This is a genomic window from Paenibacillus terrisolis (assembly GCF_056171975.1).
This window is the reverse complement of sequence record NZ_JBKFGG010000008.1, coordinates 130806-156587: the sequence shown is the minus strand read 5'-3', so window position 1 is coordinate 156587 and position 25782 is coordinate 130806. Positions and strand designations below refer to the sequence as shown.

Below are 25782 nucleotides of genomic sequence, written 5' to 3'. Positions count from 1 at the left end.
CTATAGATTATGCTTATTTCCGATATATATAAAATAAGAGGTTAGTTTATCTCTCAATCCTGAATCCAACTTAGATAGTCACATAGCTATATAGTTAATAAGAAGCTGTTCCGCCGGAACAGCTTCTTATTCTTTCCGCCGCCTAAAGAACGAACAGTTTTTAACTTGTCTGCTGCATGGTATGGTAAGGACAATCCTATTACTATAAGTCGAAGAGAGGGACAGGCGTGGGGATTTTTCGGGGAATTTGGCTGAAGTTCAAGGGCTTTCGGCTGGTGTCCAAGCTGATTATCGGTTATGTCGTCATGGTCATCGTGCCGTTTGCCTTATTTGGCCTGCAGTACTACAGGGAAATGAACGAAAATGTTCGGGCCCAATACAAGCTGGTAAGCGAGCAATTGGTGGAGCAGGCCGTAAACAGTTTGCAGGCGGATTTGACCAAAGTAGAGTCGGCCTATCCGCTGTTTCAGAATAACAGCAGCCTTTCGGATTATTTAAGCGGAACCTACAGCAGTGATTGGGAGTTGATTTACAACTACAGAAACGGCATTACACCCGCTTTTTCCTTTACAAGGCTTAGCAACAGCAGCATCACGGGCATCCGAATTTATAAAAAGAACCCCGACGTGCTGCCGCTGGCACCCGACATTGTGGATGCCAAAGAGCTGCCGGAGGCTGCCAAAAGGGCGGGTATCGACGCGCTGAAACCGGAGGAAGGCATTTGGCTATACGATCAGGGCAACAACGGAGGACTGCCGGAACTGTCCTACTACCATAAGCTTTATTCGGAGAATTACTCGCAGCAGTTGGGCTATCTGGAAATCAAGGCAAGCAGCGGCATCCTCGGGCAGTTCCTGGAGATGCTGGCCCAGTCCGGATCGGAATCGGAGGTCATTTTGGTCGATCCGGCGCAGGGCGGACGCCCCATATACAGCTCTCCATCCGGTACACTATCCGTATTCGAGCTAGAACGTATGATGAGGCAAATATCCGGCGGTTCAGATGGCTACTCCTCTTTATTCTTAAAAGGAGGCAAGAAAATCGCAAACGCCGCCAGGCTGAACAAGCTGAATCTGACCGCGGTTTATGTGGGCGAAACCGGCCGCACCCAACCGCTTGGGCATCAGAAGGAGCGGTTTTTCCTGCTGGTCGGCGGTCTGCTGCTGGCACTGCTGTCGGCCGTTTATTACGTGCTGGTCTCCTCGATTACCAATCGGATTCTGAGGTTGTCCAGGCATATGAAAAGAATTCAGCCGGGGAACTTCTCCGTTTATGCGGGGCGGTCGGGACCGGATGAGGTCGGCTTTCTGATCTCCTCCTACAATTCGATGATTATGCGGATCGATGAGCTGACGCATAAGGTGCATAAAGTGGAGTTGATGAAAAAGGAAGCCGACTTCAAAATGCTGCAGGCCCAGATCAATCCGCACTTTTTATACAACACTCTGGAAACGATGCGGATGCACGCTCTGCAAAGCGATGACATCGATGTCGCAGATATGGCCGGAACCTTGGGCAAGCTGCTCCGCTACAGCCTGTCCAAAAGCGACAGCGATACGACGCTGCTGAGCGAGATAACTCATATCAAACATTATATCGCCATCCATCAGGTCCGTATGGGCACACGCTTGGAGACCGAACTGAACATCAGCGGAGCGGCGGAGAACGAATTGGCCGAATGGCTATGTCCTCGGTTCATTTTGCAGCCAATGGTGGAAAACAGTTTTCAGCACGGGATATCCAAAAAACGCAGAATGGGGCGAATTGAAATTTCGTTGGACGTGCTGGACCGGCAAATCGTAATACGGATCGTGGACAACGGAGCCGGTATCCCGCCCGAACGGCTTCGGGTGATTGAAGGCATTTTGGCGGGTGAAATTCCGCCGGAGCAGATTCCGTTTGCCGGGGGGATCGGCCTCAATAACGTAAACGAACGAATCAAAGCATTCTACGGCGAGGAGTTCGGCGTATCCGTCGAAAGCACCGAAGGAGAAGGAACAAGCTGTATCCTTACCTTGGGAAAACGCCGCATACCTTAAAATCGGACACCCGTTTTCTGAGTAATGAACCGTTTTCACGCGCTCGCGGCGGGTCCTATAATTGACGTATCAACAAGAAAGGAGGCTTGTTATGAAAGCGAATACAGCCTTTCAGCCCGCCGTTTTGTCTGATACGCGGAAAGGAGAATCTCTGGGCAGGAGGTTCAGGAAGCAGCTTCCGTTCCAACTGTTTGTATGGTGCGGAATCGCTTTTTTGCTGGTCTTTTCGTACACGCCGATGTTTGGCGTTCTGATCGCCTTCAAGGATTACAAAATAACGTCCGGCATCGGCGGCATCTTCACGAGCGATTGGGTGGGGCTGCAGTATTTCCGGGAACTCGTCAACGATTACAACTTTCCGGACCTGGTCCGCAATACGCTTAGCATCAGTATCCTGAAGCTGATTTTTTCCTTCCCTGTACCGATCCTGCTGGCGATCATGCTGACGGAAGCGCGCAGCTCTTTCATGAGGCGTTTCGTGCAAACGGCAAGCTACCTGCCGCACTTCATTTCTTGGGTTATCGTAAGCGGCATGGCCTACGCTTTCTTTTCGGCGGAAACGGGCATCGTGAACGATGTGCTGCAATCCCTGCACATCATCAGCAAGCCGATTGCCGTGCTGACAAGTCCCGATTCCTTCTGGGGACTAGCCGTGACATCGGCGATTTGGAAAGAGGCGGGCTGGTGGACGATTATCTTCTTGGCCGCCATCTCCGGGATCGATCCGACGCAATACGAAGCGGCAGAAATCGACGGAGCGGGCAGATTGAAGCGAATTTGGCATATCACCCTGCCGAATATGAAACCGGCCATCGTATCCGTGCTGATTTTGTCCATCGGCAGCATTCTCGGGGGCGGCCTGGTGGGTTCGAACTTCGAGCAGGTCATGCTGCTCGGCAATTCGCTCAACAACGATAGGTCGCAAATTCTGCAAACCTATGCGTTCAACATCGGTTTGGCCCAAGGACGGTACGCTTTTGCCGCGGCTATGGATTTGATCCAATCCGTCATTTCTGTCATTTTGATCATTACCAGCAATACGGTCGCCAAAAAGGTTTCCGGCTCGAGCTTGTTCTAGGGCTTCTGACGGAAAGCTGAGGGGGAGTGGAAAGGAGGAGCTGTACTTGGATAAAAAAAGAACTCGCGAGGATAGGTGGGTGGATTCCGTAAATACCGTCCTGCTGATCCTGATCGCGTTCGTTACACTATATCCGTTTTATTACATTTTGATCGCATCGTTTAATACGGGGACCGACACGGCTCGGGGCGGGCTTGTCTTGTTCCCGCGGGAATTCACTTTCGAAAATTACCAATACTTTTTTAGTAAAAGACAGTGGGTCGAAGCCTTTGGAATCACCGCGCTTCGCACGCTGGCGGGCACTTTCATCAGCATTTTGTTTACCTGTCTGGTGGCCTATGGGCTGTCGAAGCCGGACTTGCTGTTCCGCAAATTCTATTACCTGGTTGTCATTATCGCCATGAACGTTTCCGGCGGCCTGATTACCTATTACGTGGTATTGCGCAACATCCATTTGCTCAATACGTTTTGGGTATACATTATACCAACGATGTTAAGTCTGTTTTTCCTGCTGATCGCCGTTTCTTTCTTTCAAGAAATCCCATCGGAGCTGGCCGAATCGGCGCGTATGGACGGGGCAAGCGAACTGGGCATTTTCTTTCGTATCATTTTGCCGGTATCGCTGCCGCTGCTCGCTACCATGTGCTTGTTCCTCGGAGCCGGGCAATGGAACTCCTGGCTGGACTCGGCTTACTTCGTCCAGAGCACTCATTTGAGAACGCTTGCATACCGCATGATGGAAGTCATCAACCAGGCGAACATGCCGGCGGACGCGGGAGCGGCTCAATATACCGCGCAGGCCAAAGTGACTTCGTTCTCGGTACAGGCGACGGCCATGATTATCTCCGTATTTCCGATCATCTGTGTATATCCGTTTGTTCAGAAGTATTTTGTGCAAGGCATGATGCTGGGTTCGGTAAAAGGATGAGATTCGATTTATTAAATTCGAGAAGATCAAGGGGGTTCATTTTATGGTAAAAATCAAAAAGTTGCTGCTCTCCGCTTCGGCCCTGTTGTTATCCGTTTCGCTCCTGAGCGCTTGCGGCAATAGCGGAAATAACGGTAATAACGCAAGTGGCGGCGGCAATTCGTCGGAGCAGGCAGCTTCGTCCGGCAACGGAAGCGCGGACAGCGGCGATGTGATTACTTTGAATCTGTTCGTGGATCAGCCCTGGTGGCCGCTGAAGGACTGGACGGGCGAAATTCCCGAGGAAATCACCAAACAGACCGGGGTTAAGCTGAACATTACGGTAGCTTCGGATGAAAAGCAGCTGCCGATCATGATTGCTTCGGGCGATCTGCCGGATCTCGTCGTCACAAGTACGCAGTTCCAGCAAATGTCCAACGGAAACGTGTCCTACCCTTGGCAGGAACTGATCGACAAATACGCTCCGGACTTTAAGCCGGACCCGGAACACATTGCGGTCAACACGGTGAGCGACGGCAAATATTATACGCTGCGGAACAACTTCTCCACCGCCGAGGATTGGAAGGCGAGCGAGCAGTACGCCTTGTCGGATGGAGCGGCTATCGCGGTCCGTGCTGATATCATGAAGGAGCTTGGGGATCCGCAAATCAAAACGCTAGATGATTTTAAGAATCTGTTGCAGCAGGTCAAAACCAAATACCCGGATATGATTCCGCTCGCGTTGAATACGACCGACACTTGGTCTAAAGGGTATCTCTCTTATAATTTCGGGGCTGCCATGAGCGGATTGGTGGATCAGAACGGAAAATTGGTTCATGCCTTAAACACGCCCGAGCTTAAAAATATGTACATGTTCATGAACGAGCTTTACCGGGATGGATACATCAAAGCCGAAAACCTGGCCTATAAAAGCGAAGATCAGGCCAAACAGCTCGCCACTTCGGGCAAGCATTCGCTTATACTTGGGATACCTCGGGAGCAGACCGGCTGAACGCGGCAACCAAGGATTCCGGCTACACCTGGGTAAACCTGCCGACCAAAGTCTCCGACAATTTTAAACATGAACGGTATGACAACGGCTGGCAGGGCGTCTTTATTACCCGCAACAACAAAAATCCGGAAGCTTCGATCAAGCTCTTGCAGTTCCTGTCGTCGGATGAAGGCCAAAAGCTCGGGTTGTGGGGCAAAGAAGGCACCGACTGGAATTATAGCCCGGACGGCAAATATCCGGTATTTACGTTTGAATTCACCAATGAAGACATCCGGGCGCAAAAAGGGTCCTTCTATTGGGGGCTACTGGCCGGCAGCGCCGTAACGCAGCAGCTTGCTTTCTACAATCCGGGCACACAGACAACCAAGTCCAATCAAGAGATCAGCGCGCTAACGACCTTTAAGCCGGCGATCGGCATGGTTACGCCGGACAGCGACTCGCCGGAGCAAATTATCGAAAACAACATCGACAATTTGATTACGAATGAAGAAACGAAGGTCATTTTAGCCAATTCGGCGGACGAAGCTGCAAAAGCCTATGATACAATAGTGGCACAAGCCAAGAAAATGGGCATGGACAGTTTGGAACAGTGGGCCAACACCAAATACGCGGATGTCCAAAAGCTGTTCAACAAGTAAACATCCAAAGTAAGGCTTGTCGGCCCGGTGAAGGGGGAGAACAAGTTGCTGAAGCTGATGATCATCGATGACGAGGAAATTATACTGAACGGATTAAAAAAGATGGTTGCGGAAGCGCAAACTCCTTTTACCGAAGTGGTAGGCGTAGGGGATGCGTTGGAAGCGCTGGAACTTATGGAAGCGTTTAACCCGGATTTGGTGCTCACGGATATACAAATGCCTGAGATGGACGGACTGGAACTGATCCGGGCGGCAAGCGGACGGGCGCGTCCCCGGCATTTTGCGGTAATTTCGGGATATGACGACTTTTCCTATGTGCGCGGCGCGCTGCGGCTGCAAATCGACGATTATTTGCTCAAACCGGTAGATCAGCTGGAGCTGACCTCCCTGCTGCATAGGCTGGCCAAACAGTTGATGGAAGAGCAGCCTGCGGCAAGCGGTCCGGAAGATTCGGAAGTTGGCGGGACGGGAGCCGATTTGCCGGATTATATAAGCGCTTTCAACGAGTTTGTTCGGCACAACTACAACCGGGATATTTCACTGGAGGAAACCGCAGAGCATTTGGGGCTCCATCCCAATTATTTTTGCACGCTACTGAAAAACAAGACCGGCATGACCTTTGTGCAGTATTTAAGAATAGTGCGCATCGATAAGGCCAAGGCGCTGATCGCCGGAAATCCCCAACTTCCGCTTGAGCAGATCTCCCGCAAGGTAGGATATGAAAATCCGCGCCATTTCTATAAGGTGTTCAAGCAGTGCGTCGGGCAGACGCCGGGAAGCTATCGCGAAGCGGCGGGGGCTAGGCGTTAGCCGCCTAGATGTTAGCCTGCCTATAGGTTTTTGGGTCGGCGCCTGGCTCCTTGCCTGGCTTTCCTTTTGAAGCTGCGAGGGGATCCCAAAAGTAAACGGGCTCATGCGTGGCCCGGGCCCGGCGGGTGATAATGCTCTGCCGCGATTTTTTGAATAGCGCCATGTTAGGGTCTTATTTCACTCCGAAACCGTATTTTCCTGAAAATAGCGGCGCAAAAGGGCCTTATTTTTGGCAGAACGTCCTAAACCGGGGGAAAAGGAACAACTTCTGAAGAAATAAGGCCATTAAACGGCGCTATTCCTTCAGAAAGTGGCCTCTCTCGTCGAAATAAGGCCATTAAAGACCGTTATTTTAAGTGTCGGAGGAGGCGAAGTAGCGCGAAGAGATGCAGAGCAGCGCTCCGGCAGAGTTTTCCGCTTCATTAATTTTAGAGGGTGCCCCGAAGCTATCCTATCCGGTTTTGGGACGCCCTCATTTATTATAAAACCTGTCTAAAGGATGAGGACTATGGGAGAGCAATTAACCGTTTTGTTTCAGGGGGATTCCATCACGGACGGCGGACGCAGCCGGGATGACGATCCCAACCATTTTTTGGGGCATGGCTACGCTTATTTAATTTCCGCCCGAATAGGCCTTTTGTTGGCTGAACAGCAGCCGCTGTTCCTTAACCGCGGAGTCAGCGGCGACCGGGTGTCCGACTTGTACGCGCGTTGGAACGAAGACGTGTTCAGCCTGAAGCCGGACGTGCTCAGTATTTTGATCGGCGTCAACGATTCCTGGAGCATCGTCAAGGGGGAGACCCGCGGCGTAACGAACCGCTTCGAGCGGTCCTACCGGCATGTGCTCGAGGAAACCCGGGAAGTGCTGCCGGATACCCGGCTGGTATTGTGCGAACCGTTCGTTTTGCAGACCGGCGCGCCGGCGGAGGACTGGGGGCGGTGGGAGAAGCAAACCTTGACGCAACAGGATATCGTCCGGCGTTTAGCCGACGAATTTAAGGCCGTCCATGTACCGGTTCAGCACCGGTTTAACGAAGCTGCCCTGCGAGCGGACGCCGCTTATTGGTTATGGGACGGCGTTCATCCAACGGCAGCCGGACATGCCCTGCTGGCGGATGCCTGGTTGGCGGCGGTGAAACCTTACGGATGGTTTGGGGAGGAGGCGCATGCTTAGCGGTAACGAAAACGGGGATGTTCGGCGCCGGGAGCGCCGGTTGTTATACGGCGAACCGGCCCGCCAGTGGACGGAGGCGCTTCCTATTGGCAGCGGCAGGCTAGGAGCTATGATATTCGGCGGCGTGGAGAAGGAAGTGCTGCAGCTGAACGAGGATACGCTGTGGTCGGGATTGCCGGCCTATGGCAGCAACAATCCGGCGGCTTACGGTTTGCTTGCGGAAGTACGCCGGTTGCTTGAAGACGGCATGTATGCAGAGGCGGACGAATTGTCTCGGCGGATGCTGGGGCCTTACATTCAGAACTATCTGCCATTCGGCGACCTGACGGTCCGGATGGATCACGGGGATTACTGCACCTCTTATGAGCGTAAGCTTGAACTCGAGCGGGCGATTGCCGCCGTCAGTTATAGAATCGGCGGGGTCCGTTATACGCGGACGGCGTTTGCGTCTTATCCGGACCGTGTCATCGTGCTGCATTTGACAACGGATCAGCCCGGGATGCTGGACCTGACCGCCGGGCTGTCGAGTCCACTGCGGCACGGCTGCCTTGCTGAGGGAGAGGAGCTCGTCCTCAGCGGAATTGCGCCGGAGCATGCGGACCCGAATTACATGGACACCGCAAGGCCGCTGAAATACGGGGAATCGGGCGAAAGCGGCGCGATCTCCTTCTCAGGCCGTTTGGCCGCAATTGCCCCGGACGGTACGATGGAAGCAAGCGACTACGGTATCCGGGTCCAGGGCGCCAGCTCCGTTACCTTGATCTTCAGCGCGGCAACGAGCTTTGCCGGTTACAACGAGCTCCCCGGCAAGGATCGGGAGACGCCGGTCCGCCGGGCCCGCGAGGACCTGCGGCGCGCAGTCAAGCTTGGTTATGACGCGCTTCTCGAGCGGCATATCGCCGACTACCGCCGTTTGTACGGCAGGGCCGAGCTTCGTTTGGGCGAGCCGCTGGCTCCGGCGGGCATGACTACGGACGAAAGATTGAAGCAGTACGGCGCCGCCGATCCGGAAATGAACGAGCTGCTGTTTCAATACGGCAGATATCTGATGATTTCCAGCTCCCGGCCGGGAACGCAGCCCGCGAATCTGCAGGGAATCTGGAACGCCGACACCAGGCCGCCATGGAACAGCAACTGGACGCTGAACATTAATACGGAGATGAATTACTGGCCGGCGGAGATCTGCAACCTGCAGGAATGCCACCGCCCCTTGTTCGACATGATTGCGGAACTTGCAGCGAACGGCCGGGAAACGGCTTCGGTTCATTACGGTGTCAGAGGCTGGACGGTTCATCATAATACCGACCTTTGGCGGCAAACCTCTCCGTCGGGCGGCTGGGGCCACGGGGAAGCCGTATGGTCTTTGTGGCCGCTGGGAGGGGCTTGGCTCTGCCGGCACTTGTGGGAGCATTACGAGTTTGGCGGCGACCGGCGATTTTTGCGGGACGAAGCCTATCCGCTCATGAAGCAGGCTGCTTTGTTTTGTCTGGACTGGCTCACCGAAAATCAAGAGGGGCGCCTGATTACGGCGCCTTCCACGTCGCCGGAGCACAAGTTCCGTATAGGCGGCGGACTTCACGGCGTCAGCAAAGGGGCGTCCATGGATTTGGAGCTGATGGCGGATTTATTTGCGAATTGCCTGCAAGCCCTGGATGTCTTGGGTGGGGATGCTGAACTGCGGGGCGAACTGGAACGCTCCCTCGAGTCGCTGGCTTCGCTGAAAATCGGGCGAAACGGAGAACTGCAGGAGTGGCTGGAGGATTTTGCAGAGGAAGATCCGCATCACCGTCATTTGTCCCATCTATATGCCGTTTACCCGGGGAACGGAATTACGGCGGAGCGGCATGGCGATTGGTTTGAGGCGGCCAAGGTCAGCCTGGAACGCCGGGGAGACGCGGGTACGGGCTGGAGCTTGGGCTGGAAGATCAGTCTGTGGGCCCGGTTCGCCGACGGAGAACACGCATTCCGCCTGCTGTCGCGGATGCTGGAGCCCGTTTCGGAGAGAAGCGGACACGGCGGCGTCTATTTGAATTTGTTCGGCGCGCATCCGCCGTTTCAAATCGACGGAAATTTTGGCGCAACCGCGGGAATTGCGGAAATGCTGCTGCAATCCCATCTGGACGGTATCGGACTGCTGCCCGCTCTGCCGGACGTTTGGCGGGATGGGGAATTCAGGGGGCTGCGCGTCCGCGGCGGCTTTGAAATCCATTTGAGATGGCACAGCGGCAAGCCCGTCCGGGCCGAGATCTTCTCGGGGCTTGGCGGCCGATGTCGCATCCTGAACGCATTGGCCGTTTCCGTGGTAGAGCTTGGCAACGATTCGGACGCCGCAGCCACGACGGGTGTCAGTGCCGATTCCGAGGTTCACTCCAAGGGTGTTCCTTTTGTTGCATCCGGAGAAGAAACCTGTTTCGAAACGTCCGAGGGCTGCCGTTATCTGATCGAATTCGGCTGATTTCCTGTCCGTATATCGGGACATTGGTTTAGAGAATGAACGAACAACAAAAGTAGAGGATGGATACCATGCAGGAACGCAAGCAATCCGATGTATTTGGAGGCGGGGCCTACGCCTCGATCACGGCGCTTTCGTCGGCCGCCAATTTTATCATGAATGAAGAGGCGGGATTTACGCGCACCTTTCGCACTTATATTCGTCCCGGGGAATCGGGAAGCTTGCGGCTCAGGTTTTGGCACAGCAACGCGGTGGATTCCACGTGGGATTTGGGGGCTGATGCTAAAGGCGGCGAGCCGGGCGGAACGTGGCGGATTGAAGCGGCTTATATGGGCGACGGAGGGACAAGCCGCGACGGCAGCGTTCTGCCGGGTTCGCAGGTGCCGTTTACGTTTGCGGGCCTCTCCGGCAAAGACGTTCATCCTGGCGAGCTTTTCTGCAGTGACGAAATTGCAGTAGAGGTTGCGTCCGGGCACGATCTCGTGTTCAGTTGGACCATCTCGGCGGAAGGACCCGGCAAGTCCGTGCCGTTTAATGTGGAGGACATGCTAGCAACCGCCTATGACGGCGCAGGATGTTTAGCCGGGCAGGAGTCCGCTGAAGGGCTGCAAGTATCGGAAAAAAGGCTGGTTCTGCCTGCATTTATCGGATATCGGAAAACGACGGTGAGAAATATCGTTCTTTTCGGCGACTCGATTACCCAAGGCGTGCGCACGGCCAAAGACGCCTACGAATATTGGGGCGCCCGAATCGCGGATGGTCTCGGCCCCGATTACGGGGTATGGGATATCGGCTCGGGTTGGGGAAGAGCTTATGATGGAGCCGCACAAGGGGCATGGCTGCACAAAGCCAAACAAGGCGACGAGGTGCTGGTCGTTCTTGGAGTCAATGACATCGATATCGGGGCCCGTTCCGCGGAGGAACTGCTGCGAGATCTTGGCACGATCGTTTCGGCGATCAAGGCGAATAAGCCGGACGGCACCGTCATTCTTGGGACCGTCCCGCCCTTTAATTTTGAGGGAGAGCGGGAGCAAACCTGGAGAACGGTGAACAAGACGATCTTAAGCTCTCCCCCGGCGGGAGCGGATTGCGTCTTTGACATGGCTGCCGTCTTATCCCAGCCGGAGCCGCAGGCCCATCGGATCAAACCGGAGTATATGAGCAACTGGGATGATCCGCATCCGAACGGGCTGGCCGGCGAAGCTGTCGCCAAACGCTATCTGGAATGGCATCACGCGAACGGCCTGTCTTGAGTTTACGGTTTTTGGGGGGCATGCGGAACCGGCACCGCTATGGTCTCGGTCACGGAAGCGTCCAGGCCAAGCTCGACGGGGATTTTAACCCGTACACTGGCAATGCCGCTGTGAAAATCGGGAAAGCTCAGCTCCGTGCTCTTAACAAATAGACGGTTATCTTTGAGTAAAGCCAGCATTTGATCCTGAAACAAGGCTTTGGTTTCCAGCGGATGATCGGTGACGGCGGGAGTGTTAAAGGTTCCTTCTTCGTCGGAAGTAACTTGAGTTAAGGGCAACCGACGCAGCACAGTGCCCGACGCTTGAATCAAGGTATCGTGAAGGATTTCGCGGGCATGGGCTTTTTTGACGGACAAGACTGCTTCATATTGTATAGCAAAAGCGGCGATTAGGACGGCCAACACGACAAGCCCTACAACCCGTTTGTTTCTGCCAAGCATAGACTTCATAAAAATGCAGCCTCCTCGGGAAGATAAGACAAGGTTACCATATCTCAGGGGTTTAAAGAAGCTCGCTGAAGTGAAAAAAGGCTTCCGAAACCGCCAACCAGGGCGGCTTCGGAAGCCTTCAGCATGTTGCTTAAGCCATAAGCTTATTTATAAGGATCAATCGTTTGGATCGTGCCGTCCTCGTTGTACTTCAGCTCGGCGTATTTCACGCAGCGCTTGTGGTTGACGCCGCCGGACAAGGAGCTGTCGTGGTAGAACAGATACCATTTGTCTTCGACCTGCACGATGGAGTGATGCGTGGTCCAGCCGATGACCGGAGTCAGGATCGTTCCTTTGAACACAAACGGACCTTGTGGGTTTGTGCCAACGGCATACACCAGCTTGTGGGTTGAGCCGGTCGAGTAGGACAGATAATATTTGCCATTGTATTTGTGCATCCATGGACCTTCGAAATAACGGCGGTCCTCATCTCCGGCAAGAAGCGGTTTTCCGTCTTCGTCGACAATGGAAATTTCTTGAGGCGCGGATTTGAACGTAAGCATGTCATCGCTCAGCTCGGCGACTTGCGGTCCGATTGCCGGCGCAGTTAAAGCTGGGCCTTCTGCGTCTTCGATATAGGCTCCGGTTTGCCATTTTTCGAGTTGTCCGCCCCAAAGGCCGCCGAAATAAATATAAGCGCGGTTGTCGTCATCGACCAATACCGCCGGATCGATGCTGAAGCTGCCCGGAATGTAATTTTCCTCGGCTTTGAAAGGACCTGCAGGCGACGCGCCGGTCGCTACGCCGATCCGGAAAATCCCGTCTTTGTCGCGGGCCGGGAAATACAGATAATAAGTATCGTTTTTGAATGCCGCATCCGGTGCCCACATTTGCTTCGAAGCCCATGGAACGTCTTTGATATGCAAAGCTTCGCCATGATCCACGCAAGGGGAGTTGAAATCGTCCAGGGAAAGGACGTGATAATCTTCCATTTTGTACTGGTCGCCGTTATCGTTATCGGGTCCGTCATGGTCAAGGTCGTGGGAAGGATAAACATAAATTTTGCCTTCGAATACATGAGCTGAAGGGTCTGCCGTAAAAATATGGGTAACTAAAGGCTCTTTAGGCTGCACTGGTTTTTCCATTAAAATTGTTCCCCTTTGCAAAGTTAGTTTGTTGATTAAACTTACTTACTATCTCAATTATACCCATGCGGTCGGAACAATCAAGAAGATTATCATACGTGGGCAAGACGTCTTGACTTAAACTAATAACATTAGTTATAATGATATCATCATTAGTAAACGAGAAGGAAGGGGAGAGGAAACATGCGTGTCATTAAAGAGGGAAAACTGGTTCAATTGACGTTCATGCCGCGTTTTTTTCCCGTAAACTGTTATTTGGTGGAGGAAAACGAAGGTCTGACATTGATCGACGCCGCGCTGTCCTTTGGGACAAAGGCCATTCTGCAGGCGGCGGAGGCGATTGGCAAACCCGTTACGCGAATTGTGCTGACCCACGCTCATAGCGATCATATCGGGGCGCTGGATTTACTGAAGCAGGCGCTGCCTGAAGCTCCCGTGTTTATTTCCGCCCGGGATGCGCGGCTGTTGGCCGGCGACCGGTCGCTTGATCCTTCCGAACCGGATACGGGCGTCAAAGGCGGCGTTCCGAAGCCGGGCCAGATAAAAACAAAGCCGGATGTTTTGCTTCAGGAAGGCGACCGGGTCGGTTCGCTGCTGGCGGTAAGCTGCCCGGGCCATACGCCGGGTCATATGGGGTTCTTCGATACGCGAAGCGGAGCCTTGATTGCCGGAGACGCTATGCAGACCCGCGGCGGTCTGGCCGTTACCGGTCAGCTTCGGCCGCTGTTTCCGTTCCCGGCGATGGCGACCTGGAATAAGCAAGCCGCGCTGGAGAGCGCCCGCAAGCTGGCGAACCTTGCGCCTTCGCTGCTTGCCGTGGGACACGGCGAAATGATTAAGGAGCCGAAAGCCAAGTTATCCCAGGCCATCGCCGAAGCCGAACGTCACCTTGGAGTCACGCTCACGGTTTAATTACAGATAAGGAGTTGAAAGGCATGTCGCCTAGAGCGGGTTTGGATATGCGGCAAATTTTGGAAGCAGCCGCGGAAATTGCCGATGCAGAGGGACTTGACGAGGTTACGCTGGCTTCCTTGGCCCAAAAGTTGAAGGTTCGCTCTCCATCTTTATATAACCACATCGAAGGACTTCCGGGGCTGCGCCATAAACTGGCGTTGTACGGGATGAGAAAGCTCAATGAAAAGCTGACGTTTGCGGCGGTCGGGAGATCGGAGGACACGGCGGTGCGTGCCACCGCCAAGGCTTATGTGGAATTCGTACGCGAGCATCCCGGATTATATGATGCCTCGGTACGCGTTCCCGATTGGCAGGATGAGGAGACCCTAAAAGCCGCGGAAGAGCCGGTGGAACTCATCGTCAGGATTCTTGAAGCGTATGGCCTGCAGGGAGATGACGCTGTGCATATGGTCCGCGCTTTTCGCAGCTTTCTGCACGGATTCGCATCCCTGGAACGGACGGGTAACTTCAATATTCCGCTGGATCCGGACCATAGTCTTGAATTGATCATCAATACGTTTATAGCGGGCATCCGATCCAAAAAGAACGTTAACTCTTAAGGGGAGAGGAGCGAAGATGAATTTCTTTGTATTCGTGCTTTTGTTTACCCTGCTTGGCGGCTGGTTGGATCAACGAATTCAAGGGAAAGGATCGTGAGGCCGCATGTTTGCCTAAGGCGTCAGGCATGTCATGGGCGCGCTGCTGGCTTTGTCGCTGATCACGGATGTGCTCGGCATCGGGGGTTGATAGGTTTTGCGAAAATGACAGATTTACGGTTTGATTATGAAGAGGGCGAAACGTTTTCGCTCTCTTTTTTGCGCTATAATGAAAGCAAGATAAATTAGATTGAGCTATAGGCAGGCATTTGTCTTCATTATTTCATTTAGCGAGGAACGGAAATGAACACGATACTTCTGATCGAGGACGACCCTAAAGTCAAAAAGTATATCGCGGAATATTTAAGCGCTTACGATTACCGGGTCGTGCCTGTGGAGGATTTCGGCTCGGTGCCCGAGCAGGTTCGGGAAGTGAACCCGCAGCTTATCATTCTGGATATCAATCTGCCGAAATTCGACGGTTTTTATTTTTTGAAAATGATCCGGAAAAGCTGCCAGGCGCCTATCATCATCCTGTCCGCGCGCAGCGAGGAAGGGGAGCAGATCCGGGGGATGAATCTCGGTGCCGACGATTATATGACCAAGCCCTTCAGCACGGGCATTCTCCTGGCCAAAATCAACGCGCTGCTGCGGAGGATGGACCATATGTCAGATTCCGAGGAAACGACCTGCGGCGAGCTGACTTTATTCGATTCGACGATGAGGCTGAAAGCAAGGGACCAAATCGTCGAGCTTAGCAAGAACGAATTCAAGATGCTTAAAACCTTTTTCCGCAAAGCGGAAGAAATCGTCACCCGGGAAGAACTGCTCGAAGCGTTGTGGGACGACATGTCCTTCGTGGACGACAATACGTTAACCGTCAATATCACGCGGCTGAAGAAAAAACTAAGCGCTTTAGGCATGGATCAGGCCATTGTGAACAAAAGAGGGGTAGGGTATGTATTTCATAAAACGGATGCATAGGGTCGTTATCGCCAAAAAGAGCGTGATTTTCGTTTTTGCCGTCAATACGGCGCTGCTGATTTCTTTTTACGATCTGCTGCTGGGCGGTCATGAGGTGATTTATCCGGCGCTGATTAGTTTGTTTATGCTCGCCGTGTATTTGACGGTCGAAGCGTTCAGGCTTCATGGCTTTGCCGCTGCGCTGGAAGATGCCAGAACCAGCCCTGAGTTTCAAACGAATCTCCAGGGCTACCCGGATAAGCTCGTGTTCGACCATATCCGCGGCATCCATTCCAATTATCTGCAGCAGCTCTCCTTGCTGAACCGCGAGGTTCGAGCCCGGAACAGCTTGTATTCGCAATGGATTCATAATATGAAGACCTCCATCACCGTCATCGACCTTGCTTGCGAGAGGATGGCCCGGGAGAGCGGCACCCCCGGTGAAATCTTAAAAGACATCGGCGAAGAAAACCGCAAGCTGAGAACGAACCTGGAAGAAAACCTCAATATGCTCCGGCTGGACGACTTTTCAAGGGATTACGTACCGGAAAAAGTGGGGCTGTATGCTTTGGCTCAGGCTGCCGTCAATGCCCGAAAGCGGGATTTTATTTATAGCGGGATTTATCCCAAAGTACATATCGATGAAAGCATACATATTTACACCGACAAGAAATGGTGCGGTTACGTTCTGGAGCAAATCCTGTCGAACGCCATTAAGTATTCGCCAAGAGAGGGAAAAGTGCATATTTCCGCAGTCAAAGAGAGCCGGGGAATTACGCTGCGCATCCAGGACGAAGGGATCGGCATCGATCCGGAGGATCTGCCGAGGGTGTTTGACCCTTTTTTCACCGGCAACAACGGAAGAGACGATCGAAGCGCCACAGGCATCGGCATGTACATGGTCAAGGAAATCTGCGGCAAGCTGGGCCATCAGGTCAGCGTGATTTCCGAAAAAGGCCGGGGCACCGAGGTCCGGCTTGGGTTTCTTGCAAAAATGTAAGGGAACGTAAGGAAAATGCATGGGTCCGGGTGCGTTTTCTTTTTATGATGAGGGGAGAAAACCGGAAGAAATGAGGTTGGGTCATGGAAATCATTCAAGTGCACGACTTGGTGAAAATCTACAACGCTTACAAGGGCGTCAAGGAAGTCCGGGCTTTGGACGGCATCACGATGAGCATCGGGAAAGGCGAATTTATCGGGATCATGGGGCCCAGCGGCAGCGGCAAAACGACCCTGCTCAACATCCTGAGCGGCGTAGACAAATGCACTTCGGGCGAGGTTTACATTCAGGGGCAAAAGATCAGCGGGATGAAAAAAGACGATCTCGCCCTTTTTCGCAGAACGAGCATCGGTTATGTTTTTCAGGACTTCAATCTTCTCGACAGCTTGACGCTGCGGGAAAACGTCGCATTGCCGCTGATTTTGGACAAGAAACCTGCCGGCGAGGTTGAAAGTAAAGTGAAGGAGCTGCTGGAGTTCTTCGACATTAACGACTTAAAGGATAAGTACCCATACCATATCTCCGGCGGGCAAAAGCAGAGAATTGCCGCGGCCAGGGCGCTGGTGAACGATCCTGCGGTGATTTATGCGGACGAACCGACGGGCAATCTGGACTCCAAATCGTCGAGCAACATTATGAATGTCATTCAGAAAATGAACGAAGAGCTTGGCAGCACCATTTTGATGGTGACCCACGATCCTTTCGCCGCTTCGTTTTGCAAACGTATCGTGTTCATCAAGGACGGTAAGATCAAAATGGAAATCGCCTCCTCCGGAGACCGCAAGCAATTCTTCAACCGCATTCTGGAGACGGAAAGTTTCATAGGGGGAGAAGAAGCATGACGTTCTCCGCGATTATTTTCAAGAATCTCAAGTATAATTTCCACAAGTATCTCGCTTATTTTCTGGTGAACAGCTTTATCGTGTCCGTCCTGTTCATGTACGGCAGCTTGCTGTATAACCAAGCCTTGTCCAAGGCCTTGGGAGAAAGCGTCATCTTTGAAAATATACGTTTGGCGTTTGCGGCGATCGTCCTGTTCTCCATTGCTTTCATCTCGTACACCAGCATTTATTTCATGAAGTACAGGGGCAGGGAATTCGGCGTATACCTCACTTTGGGAATGACGGCCAAAAATTTGCGAAGATTAACCCTTCTGGAGAACCTGATTATAGCTGTAAGCTCCCTTGTACTCGGTACGGTCACGGGCCTTTTGTTTTCCAGATTTTTTTACATGATCATCGGCGAAATCCTGAATCTGCAGGAGCCTATTTTCGATATCGGCTACCGGACGTTTTTGCTCAGTTCTGGCGTATTTTTGGGTATATTCCTGTTCAATCAGCTCATGATCAACATCAAAATTCGCCGCTTGTCCATCGTGGAGATCATCAAATCCGACGCTCAAAAAGAAGTTTCCAAATCCCGTCCATGGCTGGCCGTCGTTTCGCTGGTCATTTTTGCGGCCGCGTTGTATGCATTGCCTCAGGTCTTGTTTAACCGTTTTCCCCAGTGGAACGGCAAGTCGATTGTTCTGCTTGTGGCCGTTATATTAATATGCCCTTATTTTATAATCGGGGGATGCCTTGAATTTGCGAGAAGGACCGCCATGAGGTTTCCCGGTTTCTATCACAGGCACCTGCTGGTGCTGACGAATCTTGCGCATCGTTTTTTTGCCTACAAAATCGTATTGTATGTCGTTTCCCTTTTGGCGGCGGGAGCCATCTTTTTTGTAGGGATGACCTACAGCATGTACAGCGGTGTCGATAAGGACATCGAAAAGCATTTTCCCTATGAATTTATGTTTGTTCAGGAAGGCAAATACAATAACGTGTCCCGGGAAGAGGTTAACGGGGTCATCCGGGCGAGCGGGGGCGAGATTGAACAGTATGACGTGCTGGAATATCTGAGTCTTCCGGAGTACCGGGAGGAAAACGGGACGGTGTCCTTTTGGTCCGAGCACGCCGTCGTCCTGAGCGCAAGTCATTACAACAATCATATGAAGACGAATCTGCGGGTTGAGCCGGGGCATGCCGTTATGGTCAGAGTGAACAAGCAGAACATGCAAATTGCGTTTGACTATAAGGAGATCTATACGCTCGACGGGAAGGCGAAGGTGGAGGAACGGAGGAACCTATTGGACGACCATTTTAATGTTTCAAAAGAGGCGTTCGATAATTCCGTTGCTCCAGGGCGTTCATTCACCATACCTGAAGGCAGTATGGAAGTGATTTATGCGCCATTCACGAACGTTGCGAACAGTGCCGCGTTTGACTCCGGAAGCGCCAACGTTTTGAGCGATCCGGATTACGAGAGAATCAAAAGCTTAATCGGTACGGACGCCGTTTCGAAATATCATTTGATCAAGCTGAAAAGCGGGGACCGTTCAAAGGTTTTTGAGGCGCTGCTCAGCTACGTGAAAGCGAAAAATACGAATGACCCCGATCCCGCCATATGGGCGAAAAGCAGCAACGGGATGTGGCAGGGGGCGTCGACGGACCGGATATTGCTCGAAGGACATCGTCCGATTGCCAAATTCGAGGAGCGGAAGATCAGTCTGGAGAATTACGGCTTTTACTTCTTTTCGATGATATTCCTTGGTTTGCTGTTCCTGATAGCGGCTGCCGTAGTTTTGTATTATAAGGTCGTCAATGACATTGAAGAGGAAAAACGGAGGTTCCAATATATCGACCGGATCGGCATTACGGTGAAAGAGGCCGCGAAAGTGCTTCGGCAGCAGCTGCGGATCATATTTTTCGTTCCTATTATAGTGGGCGGATTTCTAGGACTATATTTCTTATCTGTGATGTACAGCAATTCCGAATTAATGCTCTTTCTGGTGCTAAGATCAGCCTTGGTCGCCGGGGTTTATGCCGTTTTTCAGCTATTGTTCTATTATGCCGTAAGAAGAAGGTACCTGAAGGAGATTTTGTCGTACTAAAATAGGTTCAAAACCGAAATCGGCGTTTGTTCAGAGAAATGCGGCGAACGTCCACATTCTGACGGATTGAAATGACGTTATTCCGGCGAAATCAGGTGCCTGAGGAATGTAACGGACTCCAAAGTCCTTATTTGGTTTATTAACACAAATTTTACACTGAATGGGGCCGAATAAGGACGCTCCGGTCCGTTAGAAAATAAAAATCGGTTTTTGGGGGCAAATAAGTGCGCTACAGTCCGTTAGCGGAAAAATCAAAGAAATTAGCTCAGCTCATGGAGTAACTTATTCAATAGAAAACGACGGCTATCCGGGTTTCGGGTAACCGTCGTTTTTTGCATAATGCCTATTTAATAGATGGCGCGGTACAATTCCTCGATTTCGGCGATGGAGGTGTCTCTCGGATTCCCGCCGGTACATACGTCCTCATATGCCGAGCGGGCGAGGTCTTGAAGATCCTCAAGCCGGACGCCAACCTCGCGCAGCTTCACCGGAATGCCAACATCCGCCGACAATTGGCGCACGGCGCCTACCGCCGCTTCACGCGCTTCATGAATGCTCAATTGCTCGGTTCCTCTTACGCCCATAGCTTTGGCGATCTCCCGGTATTTTTCCCCGGTATAATCGGCGTTGTAGGCCATAATTGAGGGCAGCAAAATGGCATTGGCCACGCCGTGCGGCGTATCGTAAAACGCGCCCAGCGGATGAGCCATGCCGTGGACGAGTCCCAGCCCGACATTGGAAAAACCCATGCCCGCCACGTATTGCCCCAAGGCCATGCCCTCCCGGCCTTCCGGATCGTTGTTCACGGCACCGCGAAGGGAGCGGGCGATGATTTCGATGGCCTTCAGATGCAGCGCGTCCGTAAGCTCCCAAGCTCCTTTTGTAATATACCCCTCGATTGCGTGGGTCAAGGCGTCCATGCCGGTTGCCGCCGTCAATCCTTTGGGCATGGAACTCATCATCTCGGAATCGATAATCGCCACAACGGGAATGTCATGCGGGTCGACGCAGACGAATTTGCGTTTTTTCTCCGTGTCCGTAATCACATAATTGATCGTAACTTCCGCTGCGGTTCCGGCCGTCGTGGGAATGGCGATGATCGGAACGGAACTGTTCGGCGTAGCGACCGCGCCTTCCAGGCTGCGTACATCGTCATATTCGGGATTATTGATAATGATCCCGATCGCTTTGGCCGTGTCGATCGGCGAACCGCCTCCAATGGCGATCAGGTAATCGGCGGAAGAAACCTTGAAGGCGGCCAGTCCTTTTTTGACGACTTCGATCGTCGGGTTGGCAACGGTTTCATCAAACAACGAATAGGCCAATTGATGGCTCTCAAGCAGGGCGGTTACTTTTGCGACGACATTGAATTTGACCAGATCCTTGTCGGTAACGATTAATGCTTTCGAAAATTTTCGGGTTTTGATTTCATTGACGAGATTTGATATTGCTCCGGCACCGAAATAAGAAGTTTGATTTAAAATCATGCGGTGTTCCATTTTACCGTCTCCCTTTTAAATTGGTTTCGTTTTGGCGCATGGTCAAACGTTCGACTCCATCTTAGTGGGGATTAATCTTCGAAGTCAACATAAAACAACACACTATTTTATTGTTGGTTTTGTTTTATGTGGTTTTGTTTTATTTTTGTCAATATCTCCAGGGGAGCTTAAGAATATAAATAATATCTGTATCATCTGAATCAATTTTTATATGATTTCATTCAATGTTGTTGACATTAAGTGGTGCCGAGGATAGAATTACGATTAGTAAATGACACAATCTGTATCAAATTATAAGATTTTATGTGATACAGGGAACCGTCATTATTTTTTAATTGAAGATTGTAAGCGCTATCTTTCGAAATCGCGCGACGAACGGGGCGCTGCAATAAAAAAGCCTAGCAAGGGGGAAGTCACGATGCAAAAAGGCAAAGGAATTCGAAGACGGTCATGGTTGCTGCTGGTGATACTGATGGTGGCCGTGACGGCGGCGGGATGCGGAGGAGGAAACAACTCGTCCTCTTCATCCGGCCATTCATCGAATGCGCCCTCAGGAAATTCGGGCGATTCGGGCAAGAAACAAAAGCTGGTGTATTACGGATTTTCGGAGTGGACGTCGGACCCGAGCTTCGCGCCGGTATTCGAAGAGCTGAAGCAGAAGTTCGAAAGCGAAAACCCGGGCTACGAAGTGGAGTTCCAAAGCGACCCGTGGGGAACCTGGGAAACGAAGTACAAGGTCATGTTCGCCAGCGGGAACGCGCCGGACGTGTTTATCGTGAACAACCCGGATTTTCCGACGTTCGCGAACTCGGGGTATTTGCTTGACTTAGGGGGAGCCTTGGGTGGCGAGGATGCCTTTAAGGATTTCTTCCCGGGCATTCTCTCGATGTACACCTGGAATGGAAAACATATGGCCTTGCCGTATACGACGGATGCGAGAGTGCTGTGGTACAACAAGGAGATTTTCAAGCAGGCCGGACTGGATCCGGAGAATCCGCCGAAGACCTGGGATGAACTGAAGGCGGATGCGGAACAGATCACGAAAGCGACGGATGGCAAGGTGGCGGGTTTCGGGCTGGACTTGGGACTGAAGGAATTCCCGGCGCAAAGCTTGTTTACCGCCTCGGAGGGTTCGATCATTCAAGTGGACGGCAGCGGGAAAATTACGCCGAACGTCAACACGCCGGAATTCAAGGGCTATCTGCAATTATTGGCGGATATGAAGCCGAATTACGAAGCGGATTATGCCACGATGGATCACCTGAAAGTGGGCACGTTGTTTGCGCAGCAAAAGGTGGGGATGGTTATCGCCGGAACATGGGTGACGGACCAAAACTCGGATTTGAAAAACGCGACGTTTTACGGTCAGGCGCTGGTGCCGAAGTATAACGAAAGCGCGCCGGACGGATCGTTCGGGGGCGGATTCGGGATCGCGGTATCGGCAAACAGCAAGCATCCGGAGGCGGCGGTGAAGCTGGCGCAGATGCTGACGTCGGTGGACTTCAACGCCAAGACAATGACGGATGTACCGGCGAATAACGCATCGCTGGCGGTATCGAAGTTTGCGACCGATCCGGCGTACAAGATTTTCATGGAGCAGATCAAGTCGGCGCGGCAATCGCAGCCGAAGACACTGTATTACAAAGAGATCGACTCGGCGGTGTATGACACGGTATCCGGCGTCGTGATCGGCGGCAAGTCCGTGGACGATGGCATCGCCGAGCTGGAAGGCAAGATCCAGGATATCGCCCAGCAGAAATAACCGCATACACTGGAAACTTAAGGAACAGAAGGAGGTTCGCTCCTTCTGTTCTGTATTATCAGAGAAAAAAGTGAAACTCGTGTGATGACAGCCTTTTTGCTCAATCATTGTATAACAGTTGACACAGATGATATAATTTTACTATATAAATTGAACTAATGAAAAAGTAATTTGGCAAGAGTGTGAAATGTTCTGGCAGAAGCTAAAAGCTTTCTGAAAGAAAGCTGCATCGGAAGCATAGGCTTCGTTCGCCTTTGTGACCGGATTTCTGCGCGATCGAAAGAAGAATCCACACGGCTGCCGTTATACATATTCAAACCTTGGTTCAATTTATATAGCTAAATAATTTAATCCGAAGGAAAGGATTTCTATGTCAACTTATCCTTATATCAAAGTCAAGGAAGATATTAAGAAAAGAGTGCTTGAAGGCGAGTGGCTGGGAAATACGCGGCTGCCCTCCAGCCGGAACTTTGCCGAAGCTTACGAGGTCAGCGTAAATACGGTGGAAAAAGCGATTAAAGAACTATGCGAGGAAGGACTGCTCAAACGCGACAGCCGGCGGGGAACCTTTATCGAAAACGGGATTTCGTCTCCCAAAGGCTCAAATCGTTCGGGGCTGGTTGCCGCGTCCGTCATCGGCATCGACAACCCCCTTTGGGCGACAGCGCTTCGCGGCATTCAGGATGTTCTGGATTTGCATGGTTATCATCTCTTGAGCTATAGCGACGATCGCAGCTTGGACAAGCTGGAATCCCTGGTCAAAAGCGTTGTGGCCAAGCGGATGGATGGCGTGATCTTAAGTCCGATCTACGACAAATCCCATGATTCGCGCAACCAGCACTTATACGAGCTGCTAAAGAACAATGGAATCAAAGTGGTCTTCCTCGACCGTCACTTTTATAACAGCGACATTCCTTTTGTGACCAGCGATAATACGGCGGGAGCCTATAAACTGACCAAAATGCTGATCGAAAACGGGCACCGGCGGATTATGTTCATTCGCAACTCCGATCTCAGCACTTTGAACGAGCGCCTTCTCGGCGTGAAGCAGGCCTTTTTGGACGCCGGCATCGATTTTGATCCGAATCTGGACGTGCTGCTTCCGTCGGAATACGAAAACTTCTCCGACGAGTTTGAGATTTATGTATCCCGGCTCGCCGATGTGATCCAAAAAGTCCCGTGTACGGCGATCTTCTCTGCGAACGACCAAATTGCCGAAGCGGTTATTTCCGCGCTGGACCGCCTGAATTTGTCCATACCGGCAGACATTTCGTTAGTTACCTATGACGCGCTGAATCTGAACCACAAACATAAGCTTGATATTACCGGCGTTAACCAGCCTTTTTATGATATGGGGCGAACGGCCGCTCTGCAGCTCATGAATTTATTGGAGGATAAGGACCACTTATTCGTTATGGGCCAAATTTGCAAGGCGGAAATTAATGTGGGTACCTCTATTGGCAAGGTGAAAGCATAAAATAAATTCCTGAAACCTAAAGGTAAAGAGCAGCTGAAAAGCTGCTCTTTTTTGTATTATCTGTATTAAATTTTAATGTATATTAACATTATATATTGACACAGATAATAGGTAAGATTATGATCTAAATATGAAACGAGTATGAATTGATTGAAATCTGTATTACATAGTTAATACAGATTTCCCTCGTAATGCCACAGCTTCGGCAGTTGGCGTCACAGCAAGATTGTAAGCGCTATCTTTCGAAATCGTGCGACGAACGGGGCGCTGCAATAAAAAAGCCTAGCAAGGGGGAAGTCACGATGCAAAAAGGCAAAGGAATTCGAAGACGGTCATGGTTGCTGCTGGTGATTCTGATGGTGGCCGTGACGGCGGCGGGATGCGGAGGAGGAAACAACTCGTCCTCTTCATCCGGCCATTCATCGAATGCGCCATCGGGAAATTCGGGCGATTCGGGCAAGAAACAAAAGCTGGTGTATTACGGATTTTCGGAGTGGACGTCGGACCCGAGCTTCGCGCCGGTATTCGAAGAGCTGAAGCAGAAGTTCGAAAGCGAAAACCCGGGGTACGAGGTGGAGTTTCAAAGCGACCCGTGGGGAACCTGGGAAACGAAATACAAGGTCATGTTCGCCAGCGGGAACGCGCCGGATGTGTTTATCGTGAACAACCCGGATTTTCCGACGTTCGCGAACTCGGGGTATTTGCTTGACTTAGGGGGAGCCTTGGGCGGCGAAGATGCCTTCAAGGATTTCTTCCCGGGCATTCTCTCGATGTACACCTGGAACGGAAAACATATGGCCTTGCCGTACACGACGGATGCGAGAGTGCTGTGGTACAACAAGGAGATTTTCAAGCAGGCCGGGCTGGATCCGGAGAACCCGCCGAAGACCTGGGATGAGCTGAAAGCGGATGCGGCGCAGATCACGAAAGCGACCGACGGGAAGGTGGCGGGCTTCGGGCTGGACCTGGGGTTGAAGGAATTCCCGGCGCAAAGCTTGTTTACCGCTTCGGAGGGTTCGATTATTCAAGTGGATGACAGCGGGAAGATTACGCCGAACGTCAACACGCCGGAATTCAAGGGTTATCTGCAATTGTTGGCGGATATGAAGCCGGATTACGAGGCGGATTACGCCACGATGGATCACCTGAAAGTGGGCACGCTGTTTGCGCAGCAAAAGGTGGGGATGGTTATCGCCGGAACATGGGTGACGGACCAAAACCCGGATTTGAAAAACGCGGCGTTTTACGGTCAGGCGCTGGTGCCGAAGTTTAACGAAAGTGCGCCGGACGGATCGTTCGGGGGCGGATTCGGGATCGCGGTATCGGCAAGCAGCAAGCATCCGGAGGCGGCGGTGAAGCTGGCGCAAATGCTGACGTCGGTGGACTTCAACGCGAAGACGATGACGGATGTGCCGGCGAACAACGCATCGCTGGCGGTATCGAAGTTTGCGACCGATCCGGCGTACAAGATCTTCATGGAGCAGATCAAGTCGGCGCGGCAATCGCAGCCGAAGACGCTGTATTACAAAGAGATCGACTCGGCGGTGTATGACACAGTATCCGGCGTCGTGATCGGCGGCAAGTCCGTGGACAACGGCATAGCCGAGCTGGAAGGTAAGATCAAGGATATTGCCCAGCAGTAGCCGTTTGCATAAGAATC

At 52.1% G+C, this 25782-nt stretch carries 21 protein-coding genes; 18 read left to right on the top strand and 3 right to left on the bottom strand.

From position 1 onward, the window contains the following. Positions 1 to 227 precede the first annotated feature (227 nt). From ACI48K_RS10055 to ACI48K_RS10015, 9 genes are all read left to right on the top strand, one after another. On the top strand, positions 228 to 2039 hold the full coding sequence (locus ACI48K_RS10055) for a sensor histidine kinase (RefSeq protein ID WP_475027468.1): 1812 nt from the start codon (positions 228 to 230) through the stop codon (positions 2037 to 2039). Positions 2040 to 2130: 91 nt separating this feature from the next. Then, on the top strand, positions 2131 to 3117 hold the full coding sequence (locus tag ACI48K_RS10050) for an ABC transporter permease (RefSeq protein ID WP_475027467.1): 987 nt from the start codon (positions 2131 to 2133) through the stop codon (positions 3115 to 3117). Positions 3118 to 3163: 46 nt separating this feature from the next. Continuing rightward, entirely contained in the window at positions 3164 to 4045 is an 882-nt protein-coding gene (locus ACI48K_RS10045; protein ID WP_475027466.1) for a carbohydrate ABC transporter permease, read from the top strand. Between the two features lie 43 nt (positions 4046 to 4088). Then, on the top strand, positions 4089 to 5036 hold the full coding sequence (locus tag ACI48K_RS10040) for a type 2 periplasmic-binding domain-containing protein (RefSeq protein WP_475027465.1): 948 nt from the start codon (positions 4089 to 4091) through the stop codon (positions 5034 to 5036). 146 nt (positions 5037 to 5182) lie between these two features. Continuing rightward, the gene (locus tag ACI48K_RS10035; protein WP_475027464.1) at positions 5183 to 5674 is read left to right on the top strand and encodes a hypothetical protein; all 492 of its coding nucleotides are present in this window, start codon (positions 5183 to 5185) and stop codon (positions 5672 to 5674) included. A 45-nt stretch (positions 5675 to 5719) separates the two neighbouring features. Then, positions 5720 to 6484, top strand: coding sequence for a response regulator transcription factor (locus tag ACI48K_RS10030; protein WP_475027463.1), 765 nt, complete (start codon positions 5720 to 5722; stop codon positions 6482 to 6484). A 508-nt stretch (positions 6485 to 6992) separates the two neighbouring features. Next, positions 6993 to 7658: an SGNH/GDSL hydrolase family protein gene (locus tag ACI48K_RS10025; RefSeq protein WP_475027462.1), complete on the top strand. Its 666-nt coding sequence runs from the start codon at positions 6993 to 6995 to the stop codon at positions 7656 to 7658. Further along, the gene (locus ACI48K_RS10020) at positions 7651 to 10113 is read left to right on the top strand and encodes a glycoside hydrolase family 95 protein (RefSeq protein ID WP_475027461.1); all 2463 of its coding nucleotides are present in this window, start codon (positions 7651 to 7653) and stop codon (positions 10111 to 10113) included. The genes ACI48K_RS10025 and ACI48K_RS10020 overlap by 8 nt, the downstream gene beginning before the upstream one ends. Before the next feature lie 68 nt (positions 10114 to 10181). Continuing rightward, positions 10182 to 11363, top strand: coding sequence for an SGNH/GDSL hydrolase family protein (locus ACI48K_RS10015; RefSeq protein ID WP_475027460.1), 1182 nt, complete (start codon positions 10182 to 10184; stop codon positions 11361 to 11363). Positions 11364 to 11365: 2 nt separating this feature from the next. On the opposite strand, the gene ACI48K_RS10010 is transcribed toward ACI48K_RS10015, so the two are convergent. Together ACI48K_RS10010 and ACI48K_RS10005 are read right to left on the bottom strand one after the other, a co-directional pair. Then, positions 11366 to 11812, bottom strand: a complete 447-nt coding sequence (locus ACI48K_RS10010) for a hypothetical protein (RefSeq protein WP_475027459.1) — start codon at positions 11810 to 11812, stop codon at positions 11366 to 11368. Between the two features lie 143 nt (positions 11813 to 11955). Then, positions 11956 to 12936 (bottom strand): glycoside hydrolase family 43 protein, encoded by a 981-nt coding sequence (locus ACI48K_RS10005; protein ID WP_475027458.1) that lies wholly within the window; start codon positions 12934 to 12936, stop codon positions 11956 to 11958. 183 nt (positions 12937 to 13119) lie between these two features. On the opposite strand from ACI48K_RS10005, the gene ACI48K_RS10000 reads away from it, so the two are divergent. The 6 genes from ACI48K_RS10000 to ACI48K_RS09975 all read left to right on the top strand — a co-directional run bounded on the left by ACI48K_RS10000 (position 13120) and on the right by ACI48K_RS09975 (position 19384). Further along, positions 13120 to 13848, top strand: coding sequence for an MBL fold metallo-hydrolase (locus ACI48K_RS10000; protein ID WP_475027457.1), 729 nt, complete (start codon positions 13120 to 13122; stop codon positions 13846 to 13848). A 23-nt stretch (positions 13849 to 13871) separates the two neighbouring features. Next, positions 13872 to 14450, top strand: coding sequence for a TetR/AcrR family transcriptional regulator (locus ACI48K_RS09995; RefSeq protein ID WP_475027456.1), 579 nt, complete (start codon positions 13872 to 13874; stop codon positions 14448 to 14450). A 339-nt stretch (positions 14451 to 14789) separates the two neighbouring features. Then, positions 14790 to 15470, top strand: coding sequence for a response regulator transcription factor (locus tag ACI48K_RS09990; protein WP_475027455.1), 681 nt, complete (start codon positions 14790 to 14792; stop codon positions 15468 to 15470). Continuing rightward, positions 15445 to 16449 (top strand): ATP-binding protein, encoded by a 1005-nt coding sequence (locus ACI48K_RS09985; protein ID WP_475027454.1) that lies wholly within the window; start codon positions 15445 to 15447, stop codon positions 16447 to 16449. The genes ACI48K_RS09990 and ACI48K_RS09985 overlap by 26 nt, the downstream gene beginning before the upstream one ends. An 83-nt stretch (positions 16450 to 16532) precedes the next feature. Then, complete coding sequence (locus tag ACI48K_RS09980; RefSeq protein ID WP_475027453.1) at positions 16533 to 17291, top strand: ABC transporter ATP-binding protein; 759 nt, start codon at positions 16533 to 16535, stop codon at positions 17289 to 17291. After that, positions 17288 to 19384 (top strand): FtsX-like permease family protein, encoded by a 2097-nt coding sequence (locus ACI48K_RS09975; RefSeq protein WP_475027452.1) that lies wholly within the window; start codon positions 17288 to 17290, stop codon positions 19382 to 19384. The genes ACI48K_RS09980 and ACI48K_RS09975 overlap by 4 nt, the downstream gene beginning before the upstream one ends. Before the next feature lie 347 nt (positions 19385 to 19731). Here ACI48K_RS09975 and fucO read toward each other — a convergent pair whose 3' ends face one another. Next, complete coding sequence (fucO, locus tag ACI48K_RS09970) at positions 19732 to 20883, bottom strand: lactaldehyde reductase (protein WP_475027451.1); 1152 nt, start codon at positions 20881 to 20883, stop codon at positions 19732 to 19734. 418 nt (positions 20884 to 21301) lie between these two features. Here fucO and ACI48K_RS09965 point away from each other — a divergent pair, with 418 nt between their 5' ends. The 3 genes from ACI48K_RS09965 (at position 21302) to ACI48K_RS09955 (ending at position 25765) form a co-directional block, all read left to right on the top strand. Next, a complete protein-coding gene (locus ACI48K_RS09965) occupies positions 21302 to 22645 on the top strand; it encodes an extracellular solute-binding protein (protein WP_475027450.1) in 1344 nt (447 codons plus the stop codon). 370 nt (positions 22646 to 23015) lie between these two features. Continuing rightward, positions 23016 to 24122 carry a GntR family transcriptional regulator gene (locus ACI48K_RS09960; RefSeq protein ID WP_475027449.1) on the top strand — a complete coding sequence of 369 codons (1107 nt, stop codon included), beginning with the start codon at positions 23016 to 23018 and terminating at the stop codon, positions 24120 to 24122. Between the two features lie 302 nt (positions 24123 to 24424). Next, positions 24425 to 25765, top strand: a complete 1341-nt coding sequence (locus tag ACI48K_RS09955; RefSeq protein WP_475027448.1) for an ABC transporter substrate-binding protein — start codon at positions 24425 to 24427, stop codon at positions 25763 to 25765. The last annotated feature ends 17 nt before the right edge of the window (positions 25766 to 25782 follow it).

Bases quoted from the DNA above. Each gene is read 5' to 3' on its own strand.
- ACI48K_RS10050 (WP_475027467.1), top strand. From the start codon at position 2,131: ATGAAAGCGAATACAGCCTTTCAGCCCGCCGTTTTGTCTGATACGCGG.
- ACI48K_RS10040 (WP_475027465.1), top strand. From the start codon at position 4,089: ATGGTAAAAATCAAAAAGTTGCTGCTCTCCGCTTCGGCCCTGTTGTTA.
- ACI48K_RS10025 (WP_475027462.1), top strand. From the start codon at position 6,993: ATGGGAGAGCAATTAACCGTTTTGTTTCAGGGGGATTCCATCACGGAC.
- ACI48K_RS10020 (WP_475027461.1), top strand. From the start codon at position 7,651: ATGCTTAGCGGTAACGAAAACGGGGATGTTCGGCGCCGGGAGCGCCGG.
- ACI48K_RS10015 (WP_475027460.1), top strand. From the start codon at position 10,182: ATGCAGGAACGCAAGCAATCCGATGTATTTGGAGGCGGGGCCTACGCC.
- ACI48K_RS10010 (WP_475027459.1), bottom strand. From the start codon at position 11,812: ATGAAGTCTATGCTTGGCAGAAACAAACGGGTTGTAGGGCTTGTCGTG.
- ACI48K_RS10005 (WP_475027458.1), bottom strand. From the start codon at position 12,936: ATGGAAAAACCAGTGCAGCCTAAAGAGCCTTTAGTTACCCATATTTTT.
- ACI48K_RS10000 (WP_475027457.1), top strand. From the start codon at position 13,120: ATGCGTGTCATTAAAGAGGGAAAACTGGTTCAATTGACGTTCATGCCG.
- ACI48K_RS09995 (WP_475027456.1), top strand. From the start codon at position 13,872: ATGTCGCCTAGAGCGGGTTTGGATATGCGGCAAATTTTGGAAGCAGCC.
- ACI48K_RS09990 (WP_475027455.1), top strand. From the start codon at position 14,790: ATGAACACGATACTTCTGATCGAGGACGACCCTAAAGTCAAAAAGTAT.
- ACI48K_RS09985 (WP_475027454.1), top strand. From the start codon at position 15,445: ATGTATTTCATAAAACGGATGCATAGGGTCGTTATCGCCAAAAAGAGC.
- ACI48K_RS09980 (WP_475027453.1), top strand. From the start codon at position 16,533: ATGGAAATCATTCAAGTGCACGACTTGGTGAAAATCTACAACGCTTAC.
- ACI48K_RS09975 (WP_475027452.1), top strand. From the start codon at position 17,288: ATGACGTTCTCCGCGATTATTTTCAAGAATCTCAAGTATAATTTCCAC.
- fucO (WP_475027451.1), bottom strand. From the start codon at position 20,883: ATGGAACACCGCATGATTTTAAATCAAACTTCTTATTTCGGTGCCGGA.
- ACI48K_RS09965 (WP_475027450.1), top strand. From the start codon at position 21,302: ATGCAAAAAGGCAAAGGAATTCGAAGACGGTCATGGTTGCTGCTGGTG.
- ACI48K_RS09960 (WP_475027449.1), top strand. From the start codon at position 23,016: ATGTCAACTTATCCTTATATCAAAGTCAAGGAAGATATTAAGAAAAGA.
- ACI48K_RS09955 (WP_475027448.1), top strand. From the start codon at position 24,425: ATGCAAAAAGGCAAAGGAATTCGAAGACGGTCATGGTTGCTGCTGGTG.